Origin of the sequence: Parabacteroides chinchillae (assembly GCF_900108035.1) — a bacterium.
GTDB classification, from domain to species: Bacteria; Bacteroidota; Bacteroidia; order Bacteroidales; family Tannerellaceae; genus Parabacteroides; species Parabacteroides chinchillae.
Genome location: NZ_FNVS01000010.1, coordinates 125,731 through 144,993, shown reverse-complemented (window position 1 = coordinate 144,993; position 19,263 = coordinate 125,731). Strand labels below are relative to the sequence as shown.

The 19,263-nt window shown below is 46.4% G+C and carries 18 protein-coding genes; all 18 read left to right on the top strand.

Translation table 11 applies throughout. From position 1 onward, the window contains the following. Window positions 1-353: 353 nt before the first annotated feature. The 18 genes from C4S38_RS09785 (at window position 354) to C4S38_RS09700 (ending at window position 19,243) form a co-directional block, all read left to right on the top strand. Window positions 354-1,244: a carbohydrate kinase family protein gene (locus tag C4S38_RS09785; protein WP_103983584.1), complete on the top strand. Its 891-nt coding sequence runs from the start codon at window positions 354-356 to the stop codon at window positions 1,242-1,244. A 36-nt stretch (window positions 1,245-1,280) separates the two neighbouring features. Continuing rightward, window positions 1,281-2,714 (top strand): mannitol dehydrogenase family protein, encoded by a 1,434-nt coding sequence (locus C4S38_RS09780; RefSeq protein WP_103983583.1) that lies wholly within the window; start codon window positions 1,281-1,283, stop codon window positions 2,712-2,714. Window positions 2,715-2,725: 11 nt separating this feature from the next. Then, on the top strand, window positions 2,726-4,048 hold the full coding sequence (locus C4S38_RS09775; RefSeq protein ID WP_103983582.1) for an MFS transporter: 1,323 nt from the start codon (window positions 2,726-2,728) through the stop codon (window positions 4,046-4,048). Between the two features lie 122 nt (window positions 4,049-4,170). Beyond that, window positions 4,171-5,121 carry an aldo/keto reductase gene (locus C4S38_RS09770; protein WP_234999340.1) on the top strand — a complete coding sequence of 317 codons (951 nt, stop codon included), beginning with the start codon at window positions 4,171-4,173 and terminating at the stop codon, window positions 5,119-5,121. Between the two features lie 29 nt (window positions 5,122-5,150). After that, window positions 5,151-6,152, top strand: coding sequence for an aldo/keto reductase (locus C4S38_RS09765; RefSeq protein ID WP_103983580.1), 1,002 nt, complete (start codon window positions 5,151-5,153; stop codon window positions 6,150-6,152). Window positions 6,153-6,155: 3 nt separating this feature from the next. Continuing rightward, on the top strand, window positions 6,156-6,863 hold the full coding sequence (locus C4S38_RS09760) for a dihydrofolate reductase family protein (protein WP_103983579.1): 708 nt from the start codon (window positions 6,156-6,158) through the stop codon (window positions 6,861-6,863). A gap of 4 nt (window positions 6,864-6,867) precedes the next feature. Further along, on the top strand, window positions 6,868-8,790 hold the full coding sequence (locus C4S38_RS09755; RefSeq protein ID WP_160034694.1) for an alpha/beta hydrolase-fold protein: 1,923 nt from the start codon (window positions 6,868-6,870) through the stop codon (window positions 8,788-8,790). 88 nt (window positions 8,791-8,878) lie between these two features. Beyond that, window positions 8,879-9,988, top strand: a complete 1,110-nt coding sequence (locus tag C4S38_RS09750) for an alpha/beta hydrolase (RefSeq protein ID WP_103983577.1) — start codon at window positions 8,879-8,881, stop codon at window positions 9,986-9,988. 13 nt (window positions 9,989-10,001) lie between these two features. Then, the gene (locus C4S38_RS09745) at window positions 10,002-10,673 is read left to right on the top strand and encodes a flavodoxin family protein (RefSeq protein WP_103983576.1); all 672 of its coding nucleotides are present in this window, start codon (window positions 10,002-10,004) and stop codon (window positions 10,671-10,673) included. Window positions 10,674-10,675: 2 nt separating this feature from the next. Beyond that, window positions 10,676-11,890: an alpha/beta hydrolase gene (locus C4S38_RS09740; RefSeq protein ID WP_103983575.1), complete on the top strand. Its 1,215-nt coding sequence runs from the start codon at window positions 10,676-10,678 to the stop codon at window positions 11,888-11,890. 12 nt (window positions 11,891-11,902) lie between these two features. Beyond that, window positions 11,903-12,460, top strand: coding sequence for a flavodoxin (locus C4S38_RS09735; protein ID WP_103983574.1), 558 nt, complete (start codon window positions 11,903-11,905; stop codon window positions 12,458-12,460). Window positions 12,461-12,476: 16 nt separating this feature from the next. Next, window positions 12,477-13,148, top strand: coding sequence for a flavodoxin (locus C4S38_RS09730; protein ID WP_103983573.1), 672 nt, complete (start codon window positions 12,477-12,479; stop codon window positions 13,146-13,148). A 20-nt stretch (window positions 13,149-13,168) separates the two neighbouring features. Next, window positions 13,169-13,768, top strand: coding sequence for a flavodoxin (locus C4S38_RS09725; protein WP_200817959.1), 600 nt, complete (start codon window positions 13,169-13,171; stop codon window positions 13,766-13,768). A 113-nt stretch (window positions 13,769-13,881) separates the two neighbouring features. Next, window positions 13,882-14,688 carry an AraC family transcriptional regulator gene (locus tag C4S38_RS09720; RefSeq protein ID WP_103983596.1) on the top strand — a complete coding sequence of 269 codons (807 nt, stop codon included), beginning with the start codon at window positions 13,882-13,884 and terminating at the stop codon, window positions 14,686-14,688. A gap of 118 nt (window positions 14,689-14,806) precedes the next feature. Then, on the top strand, window positions 14,807-16,441 hold the full coding sequence (locus C4S38_RS09715; RefSeq protein WP_103983571.1) for a carboxylesterase/lipase family protein: 1,635 nt from the start codon (window positions 14,807-14,809) through the stop codon (window positions 16,439-16,441). A gap of 140 nt (window positions 16,442-16,581) precedes the next feature. Then, window positions 16,582-17,034 (top strand): nuclear transport factor 2 family protein, encoded by a 453-nt coding sequence (locus tag C4S38_RS09710; RefSeq protein WP_103983570.1) that lies wholly within the window; start codon window positions 16,582-16,584, stop codon window positions 17,032-17,034. A gap of 17 nt (window positions 17,035-17,051) precedes the next feature. Further along, a complete protein-coding gene (locus tag C4S38_RS09705) occupies window positions 17,052-18,191 on the top strand; it encodes a cupin domain-containing carboxymuconolactone decarboxylase family protein (protein ID WP_234999339.1) in 1,140 nt (379 codons plus the stop codon). Then, window positions 18,188-19,243 carry an alpha/beta hydrolase gene (locus C4S38_RS09700; RefSeq protein ID WP_103983569.1) on the top strand — a complete coding sequence of 352 codons (1,056 nt, stop codon included), beginning with the start codon at window positions 18,188-18,190 and terminating at the stop codon, window positions 19,241-19,243. Before C4S38_RS09705 ends, C4S38_RS09700 begins: the two co-directional genes overlap by 4 nt. The last annotated feature ends 20 nt before the right edge of the window (window positions 19,244-19,263 follow it).

The window sequence follows — 19,263 nt, the reverse complement described above, 5'->3', positions numbered from 1 at the left end:
CGAATCATTTGTAGAGTTGATACTACAAAGGTAACTTCAGCTTAACTATTTTCATTCTCTTTGGCGAGTTTTTTTTATCTCATGGGGATTTCATACTTACATTATTTAATTGTTGATTGTTTACGTGTCAATCCAAGTGCAAAGTTAGATACGTCCATTCATTCTGGTGGAACAAAAAATACGGCTCGAATTACCAAATTTTCGGTAAATGACTTTAGGTCATAATATCTTATATGCAAAAACCGAAATAAGTGTAGTTTCATCCGAATTTCTTGTAAAGTATTCCTTAGCAGTTCACTCTAACTTTGCAACATGGAATTATTTAAGGCTCATATCAATCAACAACTCAATATATGGACAAACAAAATTATGTAGTAGGAATCGGAGAAGTATTATGGGACATACTTCCCGACGGTAAGAAGATTGGAGGTGCTCCGGCAAATTTTGCCTACCACGTTTCACAGTTCGGATTATGTTCCCAAGTGGTGAGTGCCATCGGTAAAGATAAACTGGGATATGAAATTATGGATAATTTCAAGAGCAAGGGGTTGGGAACATTGATAGAGCAGGTCGAGTATCCGACAGGAACCGTGCAGGTCCAAGTAGATGCAAACGGAGTTCCCTGCTATGACATCAAGGAAAATGTTGCATGGGATAATCTTCCTTTCACAGACCGATTACTGCAACTTGCTGAATCTACATGCGCCGTATGTTTCGGCTCATTGGCACAACGTAATATTATATCGCGTACAACAATCAATAGCTTTCTTGATAGAATGCCTGACGGTGATTTTCAATATAAGATTTTCGATGTCAATTTGAGGCAGGGATTTTATACCAAAGATATATTATGTAATTCATTGAGGCAATGCAATGTGTTGAAAATAAACGATGAGGAACTTGTAATTATAAGCCGTCTGTTCGGATATCCGGGGATTGATTTACAAGACAAATGTTGGATTTTGCTTGCCAAATACAAATTGAAAATGCTGATTCTTACTTGTGGTGTTAATGGCAGTTATGTCTTTACTCCGGGAAATATCTCTTTTGTCGAAACCCCAAAAGTGAAAATTGCCGATACGGTAGGAGCAGGCGATTCCTTTACTGCAACTTTTATTGCGGCGATTCTAAAAGGAAAAAGCATAAACGAGGCGCACAAGTTAGCGGTAGATGTTTCCGCATACGTTTGTACAAAGGCAGGAGCAATGCCTGAAATTTCCTCAGAACTATTAAACCGACTATAAACGAACTCACATTATAAACTTTATAAAAATACCATTATGGACGTATTCTCTTATAATTATGACCGGAAACAGATTAAATCGGGCATTTTGCACATCGGAGTGGGTAATTTCCACCGCGCACATGAAGAGTTTTTCACAAACAAGTTACTTGAATATCCCGATCAGCAACACTGGGGCATTCACGGAGCAATGCTGTTGCCTACTGATGAACATTTGTACAAGTCCCTGATAAAGCAAGACAACGAGTACACACTGACTGTCTGCGGACGCAATGGGCAAGATAAGACATATCGTATCGGCTCTCTGGTGTCTTTGGACTGGAGTCTTGAAAATCCGGAGAACATTCTTTCTGCCATTGCAGACAAAGATATCCGGATTATAACATTGACTATAACCGAAGGCGGCTACAACATTGAAAAATCAACCGGTGAATTCATCTTGAATGATGAAGGTGTCCGGCATGACCTGCAAAATCCTCACACTCCCAAAACGACATTCGGTTATGTCGCTGAAGGATTGAGGAGAAGAAAAAGTGCAGGAAACGGTGCTGTAACCATTCTTTCCTGCGACAACTTGCAGCACAATGGCGATACGGCCCGAAAGTCATTCATGTCCTTTGTAAAAGCGCAAGATACGAAACTGGCGGCATGGATGGAAGAAAATGTCACATTTCCCAACAGCATGGTTGATCGAATTACGCCTGCCACCCGTCCGGATGATGTAGTACGATTGAATACCAAAAACGGGACAAATGATGAAGCTCCGGTATATTGCGAGGATTTCATACAATGGGTAATCGAAGACAAATTTATCGCCGGTCGCCCTGCTTGGGAACGGGTCGGGGTTGAATTTACCGATGACGTGACAGCTTACGAGAATATGAAACTCAGTTTGCTCAATGCTTCCCATACGTTGCTTTCTTATCCCTCTTTCTTAGCTGGATACCGCAAAGTGGATGATGCCATGCGCGATGAACGGATTGTCCGGTTTGTCCGTACGTTTATGGATATTGACATCACTCCGTATGTCCCGACTCCGAGCAATATAGATTTGGACTTATATAAACAAACCTTAATAGAGCGTTTCGGCAACCGTTCCGTGAGCGACCAGATAGCCCGTCTTTGTTTCGATGGCATATCCAAGTTCCCTATTTATGTAATGCCGAATCTCATCAAAATGATACAGGACGATGCCGATTTGACAAGAGTGGCCTATCTGATTGCTGCTTATCGACATTATCTGAAATATAGGACAGATGATAAGGGAAACTCGTTTGAAATTGCAGAGCCTTGGATGACACAGAAAGATGTAAACTTGATAGACAGCCATGAACCGACAGATTTTCTGTCGCTTTCAGCTTTCCGAAGTACGGACTTAATGGCTGCGGATGCTTTCTTAAAATCATATCTGACGATGGTTGATGCGATTAAAAGTAATGGTGCGATGAGCGTACTTGAAAGTATCTTATAAATTCTTGCATCATGAATACACAAAAGAACTACAGCCTTGGACCGTTCGTGATTCTGACTTTCATTTATTTCATTGTCGGCTTTCTGACAACAGTGAACGGGCAATTTCAATCTCCTTTGAAAGTTGCGTTTCTTTCTGGTGCAGATTCTTTGAGAAATACACTGACAACCCTCATATCATTCTTTTTCTTCCTCGGTTATCTGTTCAACAGCTCATTGGGAGGAAAGTGGATCAATACAGTCGGATACAAGAAAACGCTGCTGCGGGCACTATCAGTCATGGTCGCAGGACTGCTGACGTATGCTTTATCTTCTTGGATAGCTGTTCATTATGGAGAGATTGCTATGCGGATTTCAGGAGATGTCGTGCCTATGGGGTATTTCATATTTTTGCTCGGTTCATATTTGATGGGCACTTCAGCGGCATTGCTGCAAGTGGTCATAAATCCTTATGTGGCGGCTTATGATTTACCGGGTACGCAATCGGTGCAGCGAATGAATATTGTTTGTGCCGTCAATTCGTTCGGTACGACTGTCGCTCCTTTTTTTGTCACGGGAATAATATTTTCCGGTGTGGCACTCGAAAACGTAACGGCGAGCCAACTGATGATACCGTTCCTGCTGATTGCAGCGTGCATCATTACAACCACATTGGTTACTTCCCGACTGAATCTTCCTGACATAGAAGGGACGAGGATAGAGAAAGGGCAGGAACTGAAACGCAGTATATGGTCTTTCCGTCATTTGACATTGGGAGTGATTACAATTTTTTTCTATTGTGGAACAGAAGTAGCCGTCGGCGTTAATGTAAATCTTCATGCAATGGAACTGATAGAATCCGGTCATGGACTTTCTTTCTTCGGTCAAAAACACTTGATGCTATGGGGGATGGACTTGGGCATACCGGCTTTGCTGGCTACCATTTACTGGGGAGGCCTGATGATCGGACGACTCATTTTCAGCTTTTTTAATCAGGTTTCTCCCCGTATTTTGCTTGCTGCGATGACCATTATAGCTACCATACTCATATTGGTAGCCATTCTCACCGGTAACTTGTGGGTGTTGGTATCGGTAGGATTGTGTCATTCCGTCATGTGGAGCTGCATATTCACATTGGCAGTCAAAGGATTGGGGCAATACACATCCAATGCATCAGGCGTGTTTATGATGGGAGTGTTTGGTGGTGCTGTATTCCCTGTCTTGCAAGGAGTTCTTGCAGATTTATGGGGGAGTTGGCAATGGACGTGGATAATTGCCATAATATGTGAATTGGTCATGCTTTATTATGCCTTAATTGGATCAAATATCAGAGACAGGGAGTGTATCACAGCATAAAGTTTTGCTATATTATACAAAACCGAAATAAGTGTAGTTTCAACCGAATTTCTTGTAAAGTCTTGCTGAAAAGTTCCCTCTAATTTTGCGAGGTCGAAAAACAAATGAAACTTTTAAGAAATATGAAAAAGAAAATTATCGTATTGTTTTTGGGGTTACTCTCATTTATGTACACCCCATCTTTCGGGCAAAACACCCGTGTAACTGTCGCCAATGTACCTATGGTACAATTGAATAATGGAATCTTTATGCCACGCTTCGGACTCGGTACTTTCATGGCATCCGTGGAAGACTGCAAACAAGCCTGTCTCGTGGCATTTAAGAACGGGTATCGGCATATTGATACGGCTCATGCTTATATGAACGAGCGTGGTGTCGGGGAAGCCGTTAAAGAATGCGGTGTCCCTCGTGAAGAGATATGGATTACGAGCAAACTTTGGCCAACCGAATACGGTGAAGGCAAGACATTGGAGGCCATAGATAAAATGTTGTCCCGTTTACAGCTCGATTACATAGACTTGCTATACGTGCATCAGCCTGTCGGAGATTTTGTAGGTGCATGGAAGGATATGGAAAAAGCCGTAGAAGCAGGTAAAGTGCGCGCGCTCGGAATCAGCAATTTTGATGCGAGTGACGAGGTGTTCCGTACCATTATGGACAATGCCCGAATAAAACCCGCTGTACTCCAAATTGAATGTCATCCCTATGCACAACGGTTGGAAATGAGGGAAAAAGTAAAACCGTATGGTATTTTGGTCGAATGCTGGTTCCCTTTGGGCGGCGCAATGTCGAATGGGGCTTTGCTGAAAGACCCGACCATTCTTGAAATAGCCGAGGCTCATGGCAAAAGTGCGGCGCAAATTATTCTGCGCTGGCATATACAGGAAGGTTTTTCGGTAATTCCGGGAGCTACGAATCCTGCTTATATCAAAGAGAATATCAGTATTTTCGATTTCAAATTGAGTGATGCGGAGATGGCACAGATGCGCTCACTCAACAAGGAAAAGCGTTTTTTCAACATGCCGCTCGGAGAAAAGGCTGATGTGTATCTTAAGATGCAACTACCGGATTGACGAATTATGAATTATAAACTATAAACACAATGGAATACAGAATATTGGGATTAAGTGGATTGCGAGTTTCCGCAGTGGGCTTGGGTTGCATGGGCATGAGCCATGCCTATGGTGCACCTGCTGATAAACGGGAAATGACGGAACTTCTCGGTGATGCCGTGGATATGGGTTATACTTTCTTCGATACTGCAGAAATCTATGGTACTGCCGACCGTCCGCATGATAACGAGGAACTGTTGGGGAAAGCCTTGCGTCCCTACCGTGACCATATCGTTATCGCCACAAAATTTGGCTTGACTTTCGACACACCCGAAGCGGCAGGCCCTCACGCCCTGATACCCGATGCACGCCCCGAAACCATCCGTCATTCGGTGGAAGAATCGCTCCGCCGTCTGCGAACCGACCGCATCGACCTTTATTATCAGCACCGTATCGATCCGAATATCGAACCGGAAACGGTAGCGGAGGTTATGGCAACTCTTATTCGTGAGGGTAAAATCCGGCATTGGGGTATCTCGGAAACAACGGAAGAATATCTGCGCCGTGCCCACAATGTCTGTCCGGTAACGGCCATACAAAACCGATTCTCGATGATGGCACGCTGGCATGAGCCGCTACTGCCCGTTGTCGAAGAACTAGGCATCGGTTTTGTGGCACATTCGCCGCTTGCCAACGGCCTGCTGACCAACCGTTATACAGCCGACACGTCTTTTGACCCCGAGACCGACTACCGTGCGTCGATGCCGCAGTACCGTCCGGAGAGTTTCGAGAAGAACCGTGCGCTCTTCTCCTTGCTTGAACAATTGGCGAACGAGCATAGGGCCACGGCCTCGCAAATCTCACTGGCGTGGATGATGAACAAGCGTCCGGCCATCGTTCCCATTCCCGGAACACGCCACTTATACCGGCTGAAAGAGAACATAGGTGCGGCGGATATTCACCTGACTGACGAGGAGGTAAAGGCGATTGATACGGCTCTCGATGCAATGGAGATGAGCGAGGTATTCGGAGGTTCACCTATAAAGAAGTAGCGTATGAAACCGAAAATAATATGCCACATCATGAGCTCCGTCGATGGACGACTGATCGACGGACGCTGGACTGCTCCCTACGAAGCGGAACACGGCGATCTCTTGAAAGTCTATGCCGCCATCGGTCGTGAACTGAATACGGATGCATGGATGTTCGGAAAAAATACAATTCGCGCCATATTTACTTACCGATTCGGTATTGCAGGACATACCATATCGTCTGATGAGCCTGCCGTATTCATCAGCGAACGCCATTCGGAACGTATGTTTATCGTTGCTGACCCGGAAGGTGACATCTATTTTACTTCCCCAACTTTGAGAGGGGACAATATACTCGTCATCGTGGGACAGAATGTAACAGAGGAGTACCTTGCCCACCTGCGTGAAATACACATTTCATATATTATCGTCAGCGATGCGACCAATCTTAGGGAAGGACTTGAGGCTGTCGGTCGTGAGTTCGGCATTCGTCGCGTATCGGTACAGGGTGGCGGCATCCTCAATGGTGCGCTGCTTGCCGAAGGGTTGATAGACGAATTGAGTCTGGTTATCTATCCCGGTATCGACGGGCTTTCGGGTGTTCCCTCCATCTTCGAGTATATGGGTGGCGCAACTGAATATCCAGCCCAAGGACAACGCCTCCAACTGCTTTCCGCTTCGCAGCGGGAATACGGTGTGATGTGGATGCGATATGAATTTCATAAGGATTGACACAATGAAAAAGATAATGTTACAAACCATACTGCTTTGCTGTCTGTGTTTGGCTTCCTGCTCGGACAGTGAAGAAAACCGACCGGTCTTACCGCCGGATCAGGAGCAGGAAGAGCCGGAAACTCCCGACCGGCCACATGACTATACGGGACTGATGAACAAGACCAATTCCGTTCCTGTCAATTACGAGCAGGAAGCGGAACAACGGGGAGAAGTGGTGCGTATTGATTACGACACACACGATTATGCCGAAGGCACGGGTGCTGTGCGCACAAATACGGCTTATGTCTATTTGCCCTACGGCTACGAAGAACATACCGACCGACGCTACAACGTGCTTTATTTTGTACACGGACATTACGGCACGGCAGCTTCGTTTTTCCAAGATGAGAACGGATTGCTGCGCAAGTTGCTCGACCACATGACGGAAAACGGAGATATGGCTCCCACGATAGTGGTGTCGCCCAGTTACAACTACGGTAATCCGACACCGAGCTATGTCGATGCAGATCCGTATTGCGAAGCTCTGCCACAAGAACTTGTAAACGACCTTATCCCCATAGTGGAAAGCCGTTACCGCACATACGCCGAAAGTACGGACGCCGCAGGTTTAGAATCCTCGCGCGAGCATCGTGCCATAGGCGGCTTCTCGATGGGGGCTGTAACGACGTGGTACGCGTTAGAGCATACGCTGGACTATTTCAAATTCTTCATGCCCGTCAGTGCCGATTGCTGGTCGCTGGGAGCATTTGCAGGTATGAATCGCCCGACGGAAACGGCAGAGTACCTTGCTGGTGTCATTCGCCAATCCCCATACGCAGGTACGGGTTTTTATATCTGGGCGGCAAGCGGAACTGACGATTCGGCCTATCGTGAAACATTGGTACAGGTCGAGGCGATGGCACAGCTTACGGATGTATTTCCACTCTCCAACCTCACCTTTCACGAAAAAGACGGCGCACGCCATGAGTTCCGGCCTACGGCAGAATACCTCTATAACGCACTGCCGTTCTTTTTCCCGAACGGACAGAATACTTACAAGCATCTGACTACTTCCAACACTGTAAAAGATGTGATGGAGCATGAAGCGTTCGTCGGATTCGGACAATTCATTCTGCCTGCCGAACGCAGGTATGACGACGATATGCCGCTTGCGGACATGGCAAGCCTGCTACCATATCACAACTATGTGACGGGAGAGCGTGCCGTGGAAACCATCAATACGATGATTGACTATGTTCAGGATGGGAACCGCCTCTTTTATAACATTTATTCCGATGAAGACAAACAGGCGGATGCACGCAAGAACAATACGGGATTGTTTTTCTTTCGTGGCGAGCCGGACAAACCGTTCGCCATCGTTTGTCCCGGCGGTGGTTTTTCCTATGTCGGTGCTATCCACGAGGGATTTCCGCTTGCTATTGCATTGAGCGAAATGGGCTATAATGCCTTTTCCATCCAGTACCGGACGGGCGGTGCGCAAGTAGCGTGCGAAGACCTTGCACAAGCTATTGACTTCATCATGCGCCATGCGGAAGAATTGCAGGTATCGACAGATGACTACTCCTTGTGGGGCGGCTCTGCTGGAGCAAGAATGGCAGCCTATCTCGGCTCTTACTCCACACAAGGATTCATCAACGCAACGCACGAGCGTCCGGCAGCTGTTATCATGGGATATACTGGACATTCAGAATATACTCCCGATGACCCACCTACATACGTGATTATCGGAGAGGATGATGCAATCGCCAGTCCTGCAACCATGCGCCGACGGGTGGAGAATCTTCAGGCATTGGGTATAGATGCAGAGTTTCATCTGCTACCTGATTTGCGTCACGGTTTCGGGTTGGGAATCGGAACAACTGCCGAAGGATGGGAAAAAGAAGCTGTCAGATTTTGGGAGAAATACATTTCCCGTAAAAATTGAACTTCTTACCGAAAATAGTGTAAAATGGGAAAACGGAATTCGTCCTACCTTTGCATTGTCATTCGTAGAACAATAAAATAAATTAAAGATGAAAAAGATAATCATAACCGTATTGTGTACGACGATGGCTGTATGCAATACACTGAGCGCACAGGAGAATATGGAAATAAAAGAAAAACAGCCGTTCGTTTATGTGGACGCTAAAACAATCAAAAGTCACAATGACAATCCGTTCGGATTGGTCTATGCTGACGCTATCACGGAAAACAAAGAGGGAGGAGTAAACATTCATCCCATTGCTTACAATCTGAACGGACTGAAAATTTCGGCCAATGTCTATACCCCGGCAGGGTACGATACCATGAAAAGCTATCCGGCTCTTGTTGTTGCCCACCCAAACGGAGGGGTGAAAGAGCAGGTTGCCGGGCTGTATAGCCAGCGTATGGCCGAGGCAGGCTATATCTGCCTCGCCTTCGATGCAGCCTATCAAGGAGCCAGCGAGGGAGAGCCGCGCAACACGGACAAGCCCGCTTATCGTATAGAGGACATCCGCCGTGCCGCCGATATTCTGGCGCAGTATCCGGGAGTGGATGCAAATCGCATCGGTATTCTCGGTATCTGTGGCGGTGGTGGCTACACGCTGAAGGCTGCACAGACCGACAAACGTTTCAAAGCTGTAGCCACGCTCAGTATGTTCAATTCCGGACTGGTGCGCCGAAATGGTTTCCTTGATTCGCAGATAAATGATGTGCAGCAGCGTCTTGCCGATGCCTGTGCCGCACGTCAGAAGGAAGCAGAAGGTGCAAATCCGGAATATGTGGGTGACATGAGTGGTGTGACACCCGAACAGGCCGCTAAACTTCCCTTCGACCTCTACCGTGACGGTTATGGATATTATCTCCAAAGCCACGCACATCCTAACTCAACTTTCCGTTACACCAAGAGCAGTCTTGTGGACTTGATGGCTTTCGATACCAGCGAAGGAATGTACCTCATCAGCCAGCCGCTTTTGATGATTGCCGGAAGCATTGCCGACACATTCTATATGACCGAACAGTGTTACAGCAAGGCAACGGGCACGCAGAATAAGGAACTATTCCTCATTCCTGGAGCAACGCACATCAAGACATACTATGTGCCGGAGTATGTGGACAGCGCAGTGAAAAAGCTGACTGAGTTTTTCGGCAATAACCTTTAACAGACATAACGCAATGAAAAAGACAGTCTTTTATATGGTCGTGAGCCTCCTCATGGGAACTTTGACCGCTTGCACAGGTAAGCAGAATGATAAGGTCGCGGAACGATACCACATTAATTTCTCGGAAATATCGCCCGTGCAGAAAACAAACAAGAGCGTGTTGATTATATCTGGTAGCCCTCGCAAGGGTGGCAATACGGACTTGCTTTGCGATGCCTTCGCCCGTGGTGCGGAAGAAGTTGGCGGACGGGTGGAAAAAGTTTTTCTTGCCGACTACCGCATCGACTACTTTTCTGAAGCAGACGAGCAACGTGTGGGCAATCGTGCCAATGAAGCGGAAGATGATGTGCCGATGCTGGTCGATAAAATGGTTCAGGCCGATGTAATCGTACTCGCAAGCCCAGTTTATTACATGAATATCACGGGACAACTCAAAACCTTTATTGACCGTACTTTCGGACGTTATCGTGAAATGAAGGACAAGGAGTTTTTCTATCTCACCGCTTGCGCCGACCCGGAAGAAAGCACGGCGGATTGGGCGATCAATGGTTTTCGAGGTTTCGTGATGTGCCTACCAAATCCCACGGAACGTGGTATGGTCAAAGCTATCGGAATGGGGCGCAAAGGGGCTGTCAATGGTAGCCGATATGAAGATGAAGCCTATAATCTCGGTAAACACATTTGATTATGAAACAGCATATATTTCTCTATGCAGTCTTGTCGCTGTTTACAGTTACCACAGCAGCAGGATGTGACGAACGCCCGGATAGCCCCATGCCTGATAATGCTATTCGCGTCGAAACAGCCGAAGTGACGGCAATATCCTCAAACAATGCGATTTCAGGTGGTCGTATTATCAATGCGCAAACAATCAAGGAGTTCGGTATTTGTTGGGCAGAAACTGACAATCCGACCATTTCCGATAACCACAATGTAGGAGCCGGGGATACAAGTTCATTTGCTTGCTATGCAACAGGGCTTTCGGCAAATACGACCTATTTTGTCCGGGCTTATGCTACGACTTCCGCTGGAACGGTTTACGGTCAGTCTCGCCAGTTTACGACACTAACCAGTCCTGATGATGATACGCCTTCTGATGGTGAGGACGATGAACAAAATCCATTGGCATCTACAATTTACCTGTGGCCTGAAGGGAATATGGCGAAAGTTACGAACTATACAGGTAATCAGGGTTCTTATCAAGATCCGCCATCATTCCGCCCTTATATGAATTTTTTTCCGGTTGCGGAAGGCATGACGGTAAAGGGTGCCGTCCTCGTATGCGCAGGCGGTGCGTTTCAGTTCCGCAGCGACCAGATGGAAGGTACTCCGGTCGCACAATGGTTTGCCCGTCACGGTTATCAGGCTTTTGTCGTAAACTATCGTGTACGTCCCTATACGATGGAGGAAGGAAGCCTCGACTTGGCTCGTGCTATCCGTTTTGTCCGTCGGCACGCTGCCGATTATGGGATAAATCCGAATGACATAGCCTCCGTAGGATTCTCTGCCGGAGGCATCCTTTGTGGCGATGAAGCTCTCAATTTCGATGAACTGGTAAACGGTACGGCACTCACTTCCGACTATCGTCCCGATGCACTCGATGAGGTTTCTGCCAATGTCTGCACCATCGGAATGATTTACGCCTTCTACGGTCGTCTGAGCGTAGCATCGACCGATGTGGAAAAATTCAAGGCGGCCAAAATCCCGCCCACATTCTTTGCATACGGAACACGAGACCCGTTTTACCGTCAGTTCCAAGCGTGTGCCGATGCCGTGCGTGAGGCAGGCGTTGAAGTCGAGCAACACGAATACGAAGGTATGCCGCATGGATTCGGATACACCCATGAAGAATGGATGATTAGCTTCGACCGCTGGATGACCGAAATAATGTCCAACAATTAAATAACAAAAGATATGAAAACAAAACTTATAGCCTTACTTGCCGTTCTGCTATTCAGTGCGGGTGCAAATGCACAAAATGCTCCGGTCAATGAACAACCGGCAAAGAAAATTCTTATTGCCTACTTCAGTTGGGGAGGCAATACGCAACATGTAGCGGAACATATAGCCGCACTCACGGGCGGTACGCTTTTCCGCATCGAACCGGAGAAACCTTATCCCACCGAGTACACACCTTGCACCGAGGTTGCAAAGGCTGAAAAAGAAGCCGATGCCCGCCCCGCCATCAAAAAGAAAGTCGAAGACTGGGAGCAATATGATACGATATTCATTGGCTGCCCTGTATGGTGGTGGACGGCTCCGATGATTATTAACACCTTTACGGAGGGCTATGACTTCAATGGTAAAACGGTAATACCGTTCTGTACTTACGCTTCGACTTATCGGGACGAAACCTTGGCAAAGATTGTAGAGCTGACACCGGCTGCCGGACATCTGAAAGGATTCGGTGCAGTAAGCAAGAACACGAAAGGTATCAAAGAATGGTTGAAAGAAATAAAGATGTTGAAATAATTAAAGACAGCAGAGTATGAAAAAGATATTTTATGCAATGGCCTTATTATCTGTTATAGCCTGCTTTGCAGTGGCCTGTTCGGATGATGAGCCGAATAATGATGGAGGTAATACGGACATTGAAGAGGTTGTGCCGGGAACGAATCATAAGATTCTTGTCGCCTATTTTTCCGAGCCACTTCCGGACGGGGTTGATGCCGTAACCTCTGCAAGCCGTGTCATTGTGGACGGTGATCTCTACGGTAGCGTTCAGTATGTGGCTACCGTAATTCGAGAGGCAACGGGTGGTGATATGGTACGCATACAGACGGCACAGCCTTACCCTGACAACTTCGATGATTTGGCGGATCAGGCGGATAATGAACGCCAAAATGACATTCACCCTGCACTTGCTACGGAGATAGACGATTTCGATGATTATGATGTGGTCTTCGTGGGGTATCCGATCTGGTGGTATCAGATGCCGATGGCAATGTACTCTTTCTTCGACAAATTCGACTGCAACGGGAAAACGGTTATTCCTTTCTCCACGCATGGCGGAAGCGGATGGTCGGGAACTTTGGAGGACATCAGAGGATTAGTACCGAATGCCACGATGGTTGACGGTTACAGTATTTCACGCAACAATACGGCGACTTCAAGAAGCGGTATATTGAACTGGTTGCGGGAAATCGGCATGACAGAATAATAATGTATAATACTAAATATATGAAACATAGACTATTGTTCTTATCCTGCCTGTCGGTGATATTGGTTGCATTGGCTGCCTGTTCGAAAGATGAAGGCTCCGATACTCCATTATATCAATATGATTCAATCGAGTACGACGCAAATCGCAAAATCCTTATTACCTATTTCAGTTGGGGTGGCAATACGCAACATTTGGCAGAGGAGATTGCGAATATGACCGACGGCACGCTGTTCCGTATCGAAACCGTCAATCCCTATCCTACGGATTACAACGAGTGTACGGAGGTAGCCCGTGAGGAACTGGATAACGGTGTCCGTCCTGAATTGAGCAGTACGGTGGATAATCTTGACGACTACGATGTGGTATTCGTAGGTTGCCCCGTCTGGTGGCATACCGCACCGATGGCCGTGTGGTCATTTCTCGAAAGTTCGGGATATGATTTTTCGGACAAGATTATCGTCCCGTTCTGTACTTATGCATCGACTTATAGGGAGGAGACGCTTGCTAAAATCGTGGAGCTTACCCCTGATTCCAGACATTTACAGGGATTCGGAACGACCGGAAGAAATACAGGCGGAATGGAGAGTTGGTTGCGAACGATTCATATCATACGATAACCCGTTGGCAACACTGTTAAAAACGGTAAAACTTGCAGTCGTTGTCGGTACGATTGCAAGTTTATTCCGTATTTATGATTATTTTTGTATTTAAGGAATTAAAGATATATGGCATGGAATATCAGAAAGATATAATCGTTGCCGACAGGCTCGGCATTGTGAGTACAGATTCCGAAGAGGAATATCTGGCTCATTTACTTTGTTTGAAGGGAACGTGCCGTTACCGTTTCAACGAACGGGATTTTGAATTGCATCCCGGAGACTTATCCATCATCCGTAAGCGGAAAATGTTGGAGAAGATAGAACCTACGGACGATTTTCAATGCAAGATAATTTATGCGAAGCCCGGTTTCATAGAGTTATGCACACCACAAAGCAACTACGGTATGAAAGGTGCTTTAGCACTTTTTCTCAATCCTATCATGCACCTGACGCCCGAACAACAAATTATATGTCGCCGCGATTTCGACTTGCTGGAGCTCCGTATTCAAGACACGGGACATCGCTTTTACCGTGAGGTGCTGATAAATGCCATGCAAACAGCCATTCTTGATTTTTTTGATTTCCATGCACGTATTTATGGTGAAAGTGACATCTCAACACAGAACGCCTCTATCATGAACCGTTTTCTGAAAATGTTGGAGAATGGTGCATATCGAGAACATCGGGAAGTAACCTATTATGCCGATTGCTTGTGTGTTACATCGAAATATTTGTCGGAGGTTTCTAAAAAAGTAAGCGGATATGCCGCCAACTACTGGATCACCCGTTATACGATACTTGACATTACCCGTTTGCTCCGCGATAAGTCCTTGACTTTCGTCCAGATTTCCGATATGTTCGGTTTTTCGTCGCCTGCTTATTTCAGCCGTTATGTGCAGCAAAATTTAGGTGTCAAGCCATCGGATTATAGAGAATAGCTATTTTTCAACTCTTGCATAATCGGTAAAAATCGCAGTTTTTACCGATTATTTTGTATCACCACTTTTCTGCATCTCCTCTACCTTTGCAGGTATAACGATTAAAAATTAGAGCGATATGAAATTATTGATCATTTCAGGATTATTGCTTCTGACAATGATAGGAGCAAGGGCGCAAGAGCCTCGACACACAGCCGAAAATCAAACCGTTGTCAATCTTACAACTGGCAAAGCTCAAGGTGAAAAACAGGAGGGAATATATGTTTATAAGGGTATTCCTTATGCTCACGCTACCCGATTCATGCCTCCCGAAGCTCCCGAATCGTGGAGCGGCATACGAATCTTCACAGAGTATGGGCACGTCTGTCCACAAGTTCCCATGCCAATCGAGAATGATTTTATCTCGAACCAGCGAATCGCTGTCGAGGGAGAGGATTGCCAGAATTTGAATGTATGGACTCCGGGAATAAATGACGGCAAAAAACGCCCTGTAATGGTTTGGTTGCACGGCGGAGGGTTTCAGACCGGTTCGGCAATTGAACAACGGGTATATGATGGAACAAATTTGAGCAGAAAAGGCGATGTGGTGGTCGTTTCCATCAATCACAGACTGAACGTACTCGGTTTTTTGGATTTATCCGCCTATGGAGAAGAGTACAAATACTCCGGTAATGTGGGCACTATGGATATGGTCGCTGCCTTAAAATGGATTCAGTCCAACATTGAGGTCTTCGGTGGAGATCCCGACAATGTCACCTTGTTCGGGCAATCGGGAGGCGGTGCTAAGATTATCGTCTTAATGACAACTCCGGCTGCCAAAGGGTTGTTTCAAAAGGGAATTATCCAAAGCGGTGCGGTCGAAGCCTGCGGAATGACCAATGTTACAACGAAAATTGGAAGACGTGTTGCAGAATTGACCTTAAATAATCTGGGCATAAGGAAAAATGGAATCAAGAAACTACTGACCGTACCATATAAGGAATTGGAAACCGCAAGTAATAAAGCGATGGTACAGGCAGCAAAGGAGTACGGTAGCATCGATAGTTGGGGAAATCCCGGATTGCTATGGACACCGATTGTGGATGGGGACTATCTGCCGTTCCAACCCGTAGTGGATTCCATTTCATCACAGTCAAAGGATATTCCGATAATGATTGGGACAGCCATGGCGGAATGGACAACAATGGAAATGTTGGGACAAGCAAGTAAATACCAAAATGACAACAAGAATACATGGTCGCAGGAAAAGGTAAATCGAAAGTTGAAGGAACGATTCGGCAATCAGGCAGAGGTTGTCGTGGACGCTTTCAAACAGGCGTATCCGGAGCGTCCGGTTGCAGATGTACTCTATGTAGAAACAATGTTGCGTGCTCCGGCTCTTAAAACCGCACGTTTGAAAGCCGACCAGCACGGCGCACCCGTCTATAATTATATGTTCGCATGGGATACACCGCTCGAAGGAGGGTTTGCCATGTCTTATCATTGTTCCGAACTGCCGTTTGTATTTAACAATGTTGCCATGTCCAAAGCTTCTGCTGTTGGTGGAGAGCAGGCCAAAATCCTTGCAGACCGCATGAGCCGTGCATGGATAAACTTCGCAAGATACGGCAATCCGAATCATCGGGATATTCCTGATTGGCCGGTCTTCACACGTGAAACCGGTTATACGATGATTTTCGGAAACGAATGTCTGGTAAAGAAAGACTATGACTATAAGCTAATGCAACTTCTTGTACCTGATTATATCTTTTAGAATCTCACTTTGTAAAGAGAGTTATTGAGTTATATAAGGAAGAATCGGTAAAAATTGCAGTTTTTGCCGATTTTTTTGTATCGCCACTTTTTTACATCTCCTCTACCTTTGCATATGTAACAATTAAAAATCAGAGCGATATGAAATCATTGATCATTACGGTATTGATGTTCTTGATCTTGTCTGTCGGAACGAAAGCACAAGAGAATCAGAAAGTATTCACTGCCGAAGAGCAGACGATAGTCGAATTATCCAACAACAAGTGGAATTGGATGTCGGAGAAGAACGTGGAGAAATTGGCAGAATTGTTTCACGAGAACTCGCAGTTCGTTCATATGGGTGGCTATTGGGGTAAGCAGGAGGAACTGAATACCATCCGCACAGGCGGCATTTGGTATAAGAAAGCCGAAATACATGATGTGCAGGTGAAGTTTGCGGCAGGAACAGCAACGGTTTATAGCCGAATTCATTTGAACTCGGTAGTCGGAGGCAATGCTGTACGTTTTCCTTTTATCGTTACGGAAGTCTATGTAATGGAAAACGGCAAATGGCAGCTTTCCACACTTGCCTTTACAAGAACTTTAGGTGAATAATCAAATAAGAAACAAATATGAAAATCAAGAATTTATTTTTTACAGCCATGTTGTCTATATCATACCTTGTGACTTATGCACAAACCGCAGACAACTTCCGCCAGCCTTATCCGCTTGGCGAGAAACTATCCCCCAACCCCAATTTTACAGGCGAAGTATGGCTTGCTCCATTGAGTGAACAGAAAGAGTTGAATGTTCCGATGGCAAATGTAACTTTCGAGCCGGGATGTCGTAACAGTTGGCACTCACATAAAGCCGGTCAGTTATTGATTGCCACCGCAGGCATCGGCTACTATCAGGAGAAAGGACAGCCCGCACGGCGGTTGTTTCCAGGCGACATCGTGGAAATAGCCCCTGACGTGGTACATTGGCATGGGGCAGCACCGGATTCATGGTTTGCGCATATCGCCATTACGACCAACCCGCAGATAAATGCGGCAGTATGGCTCGATCCGGTGAATGACGAACAGTATAGTAAAGCTACAAGCGAATCGGAAAATCGTTATGCTGAAGCGAACAATGTGCTGACTGGCCGTGAACAGGCTATCGTCGCAATCGCATCCTATACGGGAAAAGGGGATTTGGAGCATCTGAAACCGGTACTTACCGAGGCGTTGGAAGTTGGTATGACCATTAATGAAATAAACGAAGTATTGATTCATGCTTATGCTTATTGCGGATTTCCACGCAGCTTACGGGCAATCCAAACTTTTATGCAGGTAGTGGATGAACGCAAAGCGAAAGGAATGAATGATCCCGTTGGTCGGGAAGCATCCGCAATCAAGGATAACAATAGTAGTTACGAACGTGGACGCGATGTGCTTGCCGAAATATCGGGCGCGTCGATTGATGCACCGAAAGCAGGATATGCAGTATTCGCTCCGACCATCGAACGATTCCTGAAAGAGCATTTGTTCGCCGACCTTTTCGAGCGTGACCTGTTGACCTATCGGGAACGTGAACTCGCTACGGTATCCATTCTTGCCGGTGTGGGTGGCGTAGAACCTATGGCTTACGGACACATGGGCATCTGTCTGCATCTCGGTATCACCGCTGAGCAACTTTCGGCATTGCTGAATATCGTGGAAATGAATCTCGGCAGCACCTATTCAGAACCGCTTCGCGAAGTGTTGAACCAAGTAACAAAAAAGCAATGAAAAAAATAATTTTATCGGCATTGTTGCTGACAGGTGCGGCAACAGTCGGAGCACAGAATATAACGATTGCCAAACAAGGCCACTTTTCGGTAGGAGGTACAACCATACAGCGACCGGGTGCATATGATAATAGTAAATTCGTTGGCTGGGCGGAGCAGGAAGAAACCGGACAAAGCTATCGAGCCGACCATGCCTTTGTAGATTTTCAGATTCCTGCCGACAGTAAAAAACTACCGTTAGTCTATGTTCACGGTTACGGAGGTTCGGGTGTATGCTGGCAAATGACACCCGACGGCAGAGATGGTTTCGCCACATTGATGTTACGTCGTGGCTGGAGTAGTTACGTGGTCGATCTTCCCGGTCGTGGACGGGCAGGACGGACATCAACAACAACGGCAGCCAAGCCTATGGCCGACGAAATGTTCTGGTTCGATATCTGGCGTATCGGCGTATGGCCGAATTACAACGAGGGCGTGCAGTTCCCGAAAGATTCGACCTCTCTTTCACAGTTCTTCCGCGAAATGACACCCGATTTGAGCAACCATCAATTAGATGTTCCCGCACTCGGAGCATTGTCCGAACGCATCGGCGACCATATTCTCGTAACCCACTCTGCCGGAGGATTCCCCGGCTGGATGTCAGCAATGCAAAATTCAGAGGTCAAAGGTGTCGTGTCTTATGAGCCGGGCGGGTTCGTGTTTCCTGAAGACGAAGTTCCTGAACGTATCGACGGCTTGACCGGCGGTGTAGCTGGGACAGCCGTTCCGATGGAGCAATTCAATAGGCTTACGGAAATTCCGGTTGTTATTTATTTCGGGGATTACATTCCCGAAACACCTTCTAAAAAACTCGGCGATGAGAATTGGCGCGTTCGCCTTCAGATGGCTCGCAAGTTCGTCGAAGCTATCAACCGACATGGAGGAAATGCCACATTAGTAGAACTTCCTAAAATCGGCATCTATGGCAATACGCATTTCTTGATGCAGGATTTGAATAATGCTGAATTGGCAGATTTGCTTGATGAATGGTTGTTGAAAAGTAAATTGAATTAACGCACAAGGAGTTTTCCACA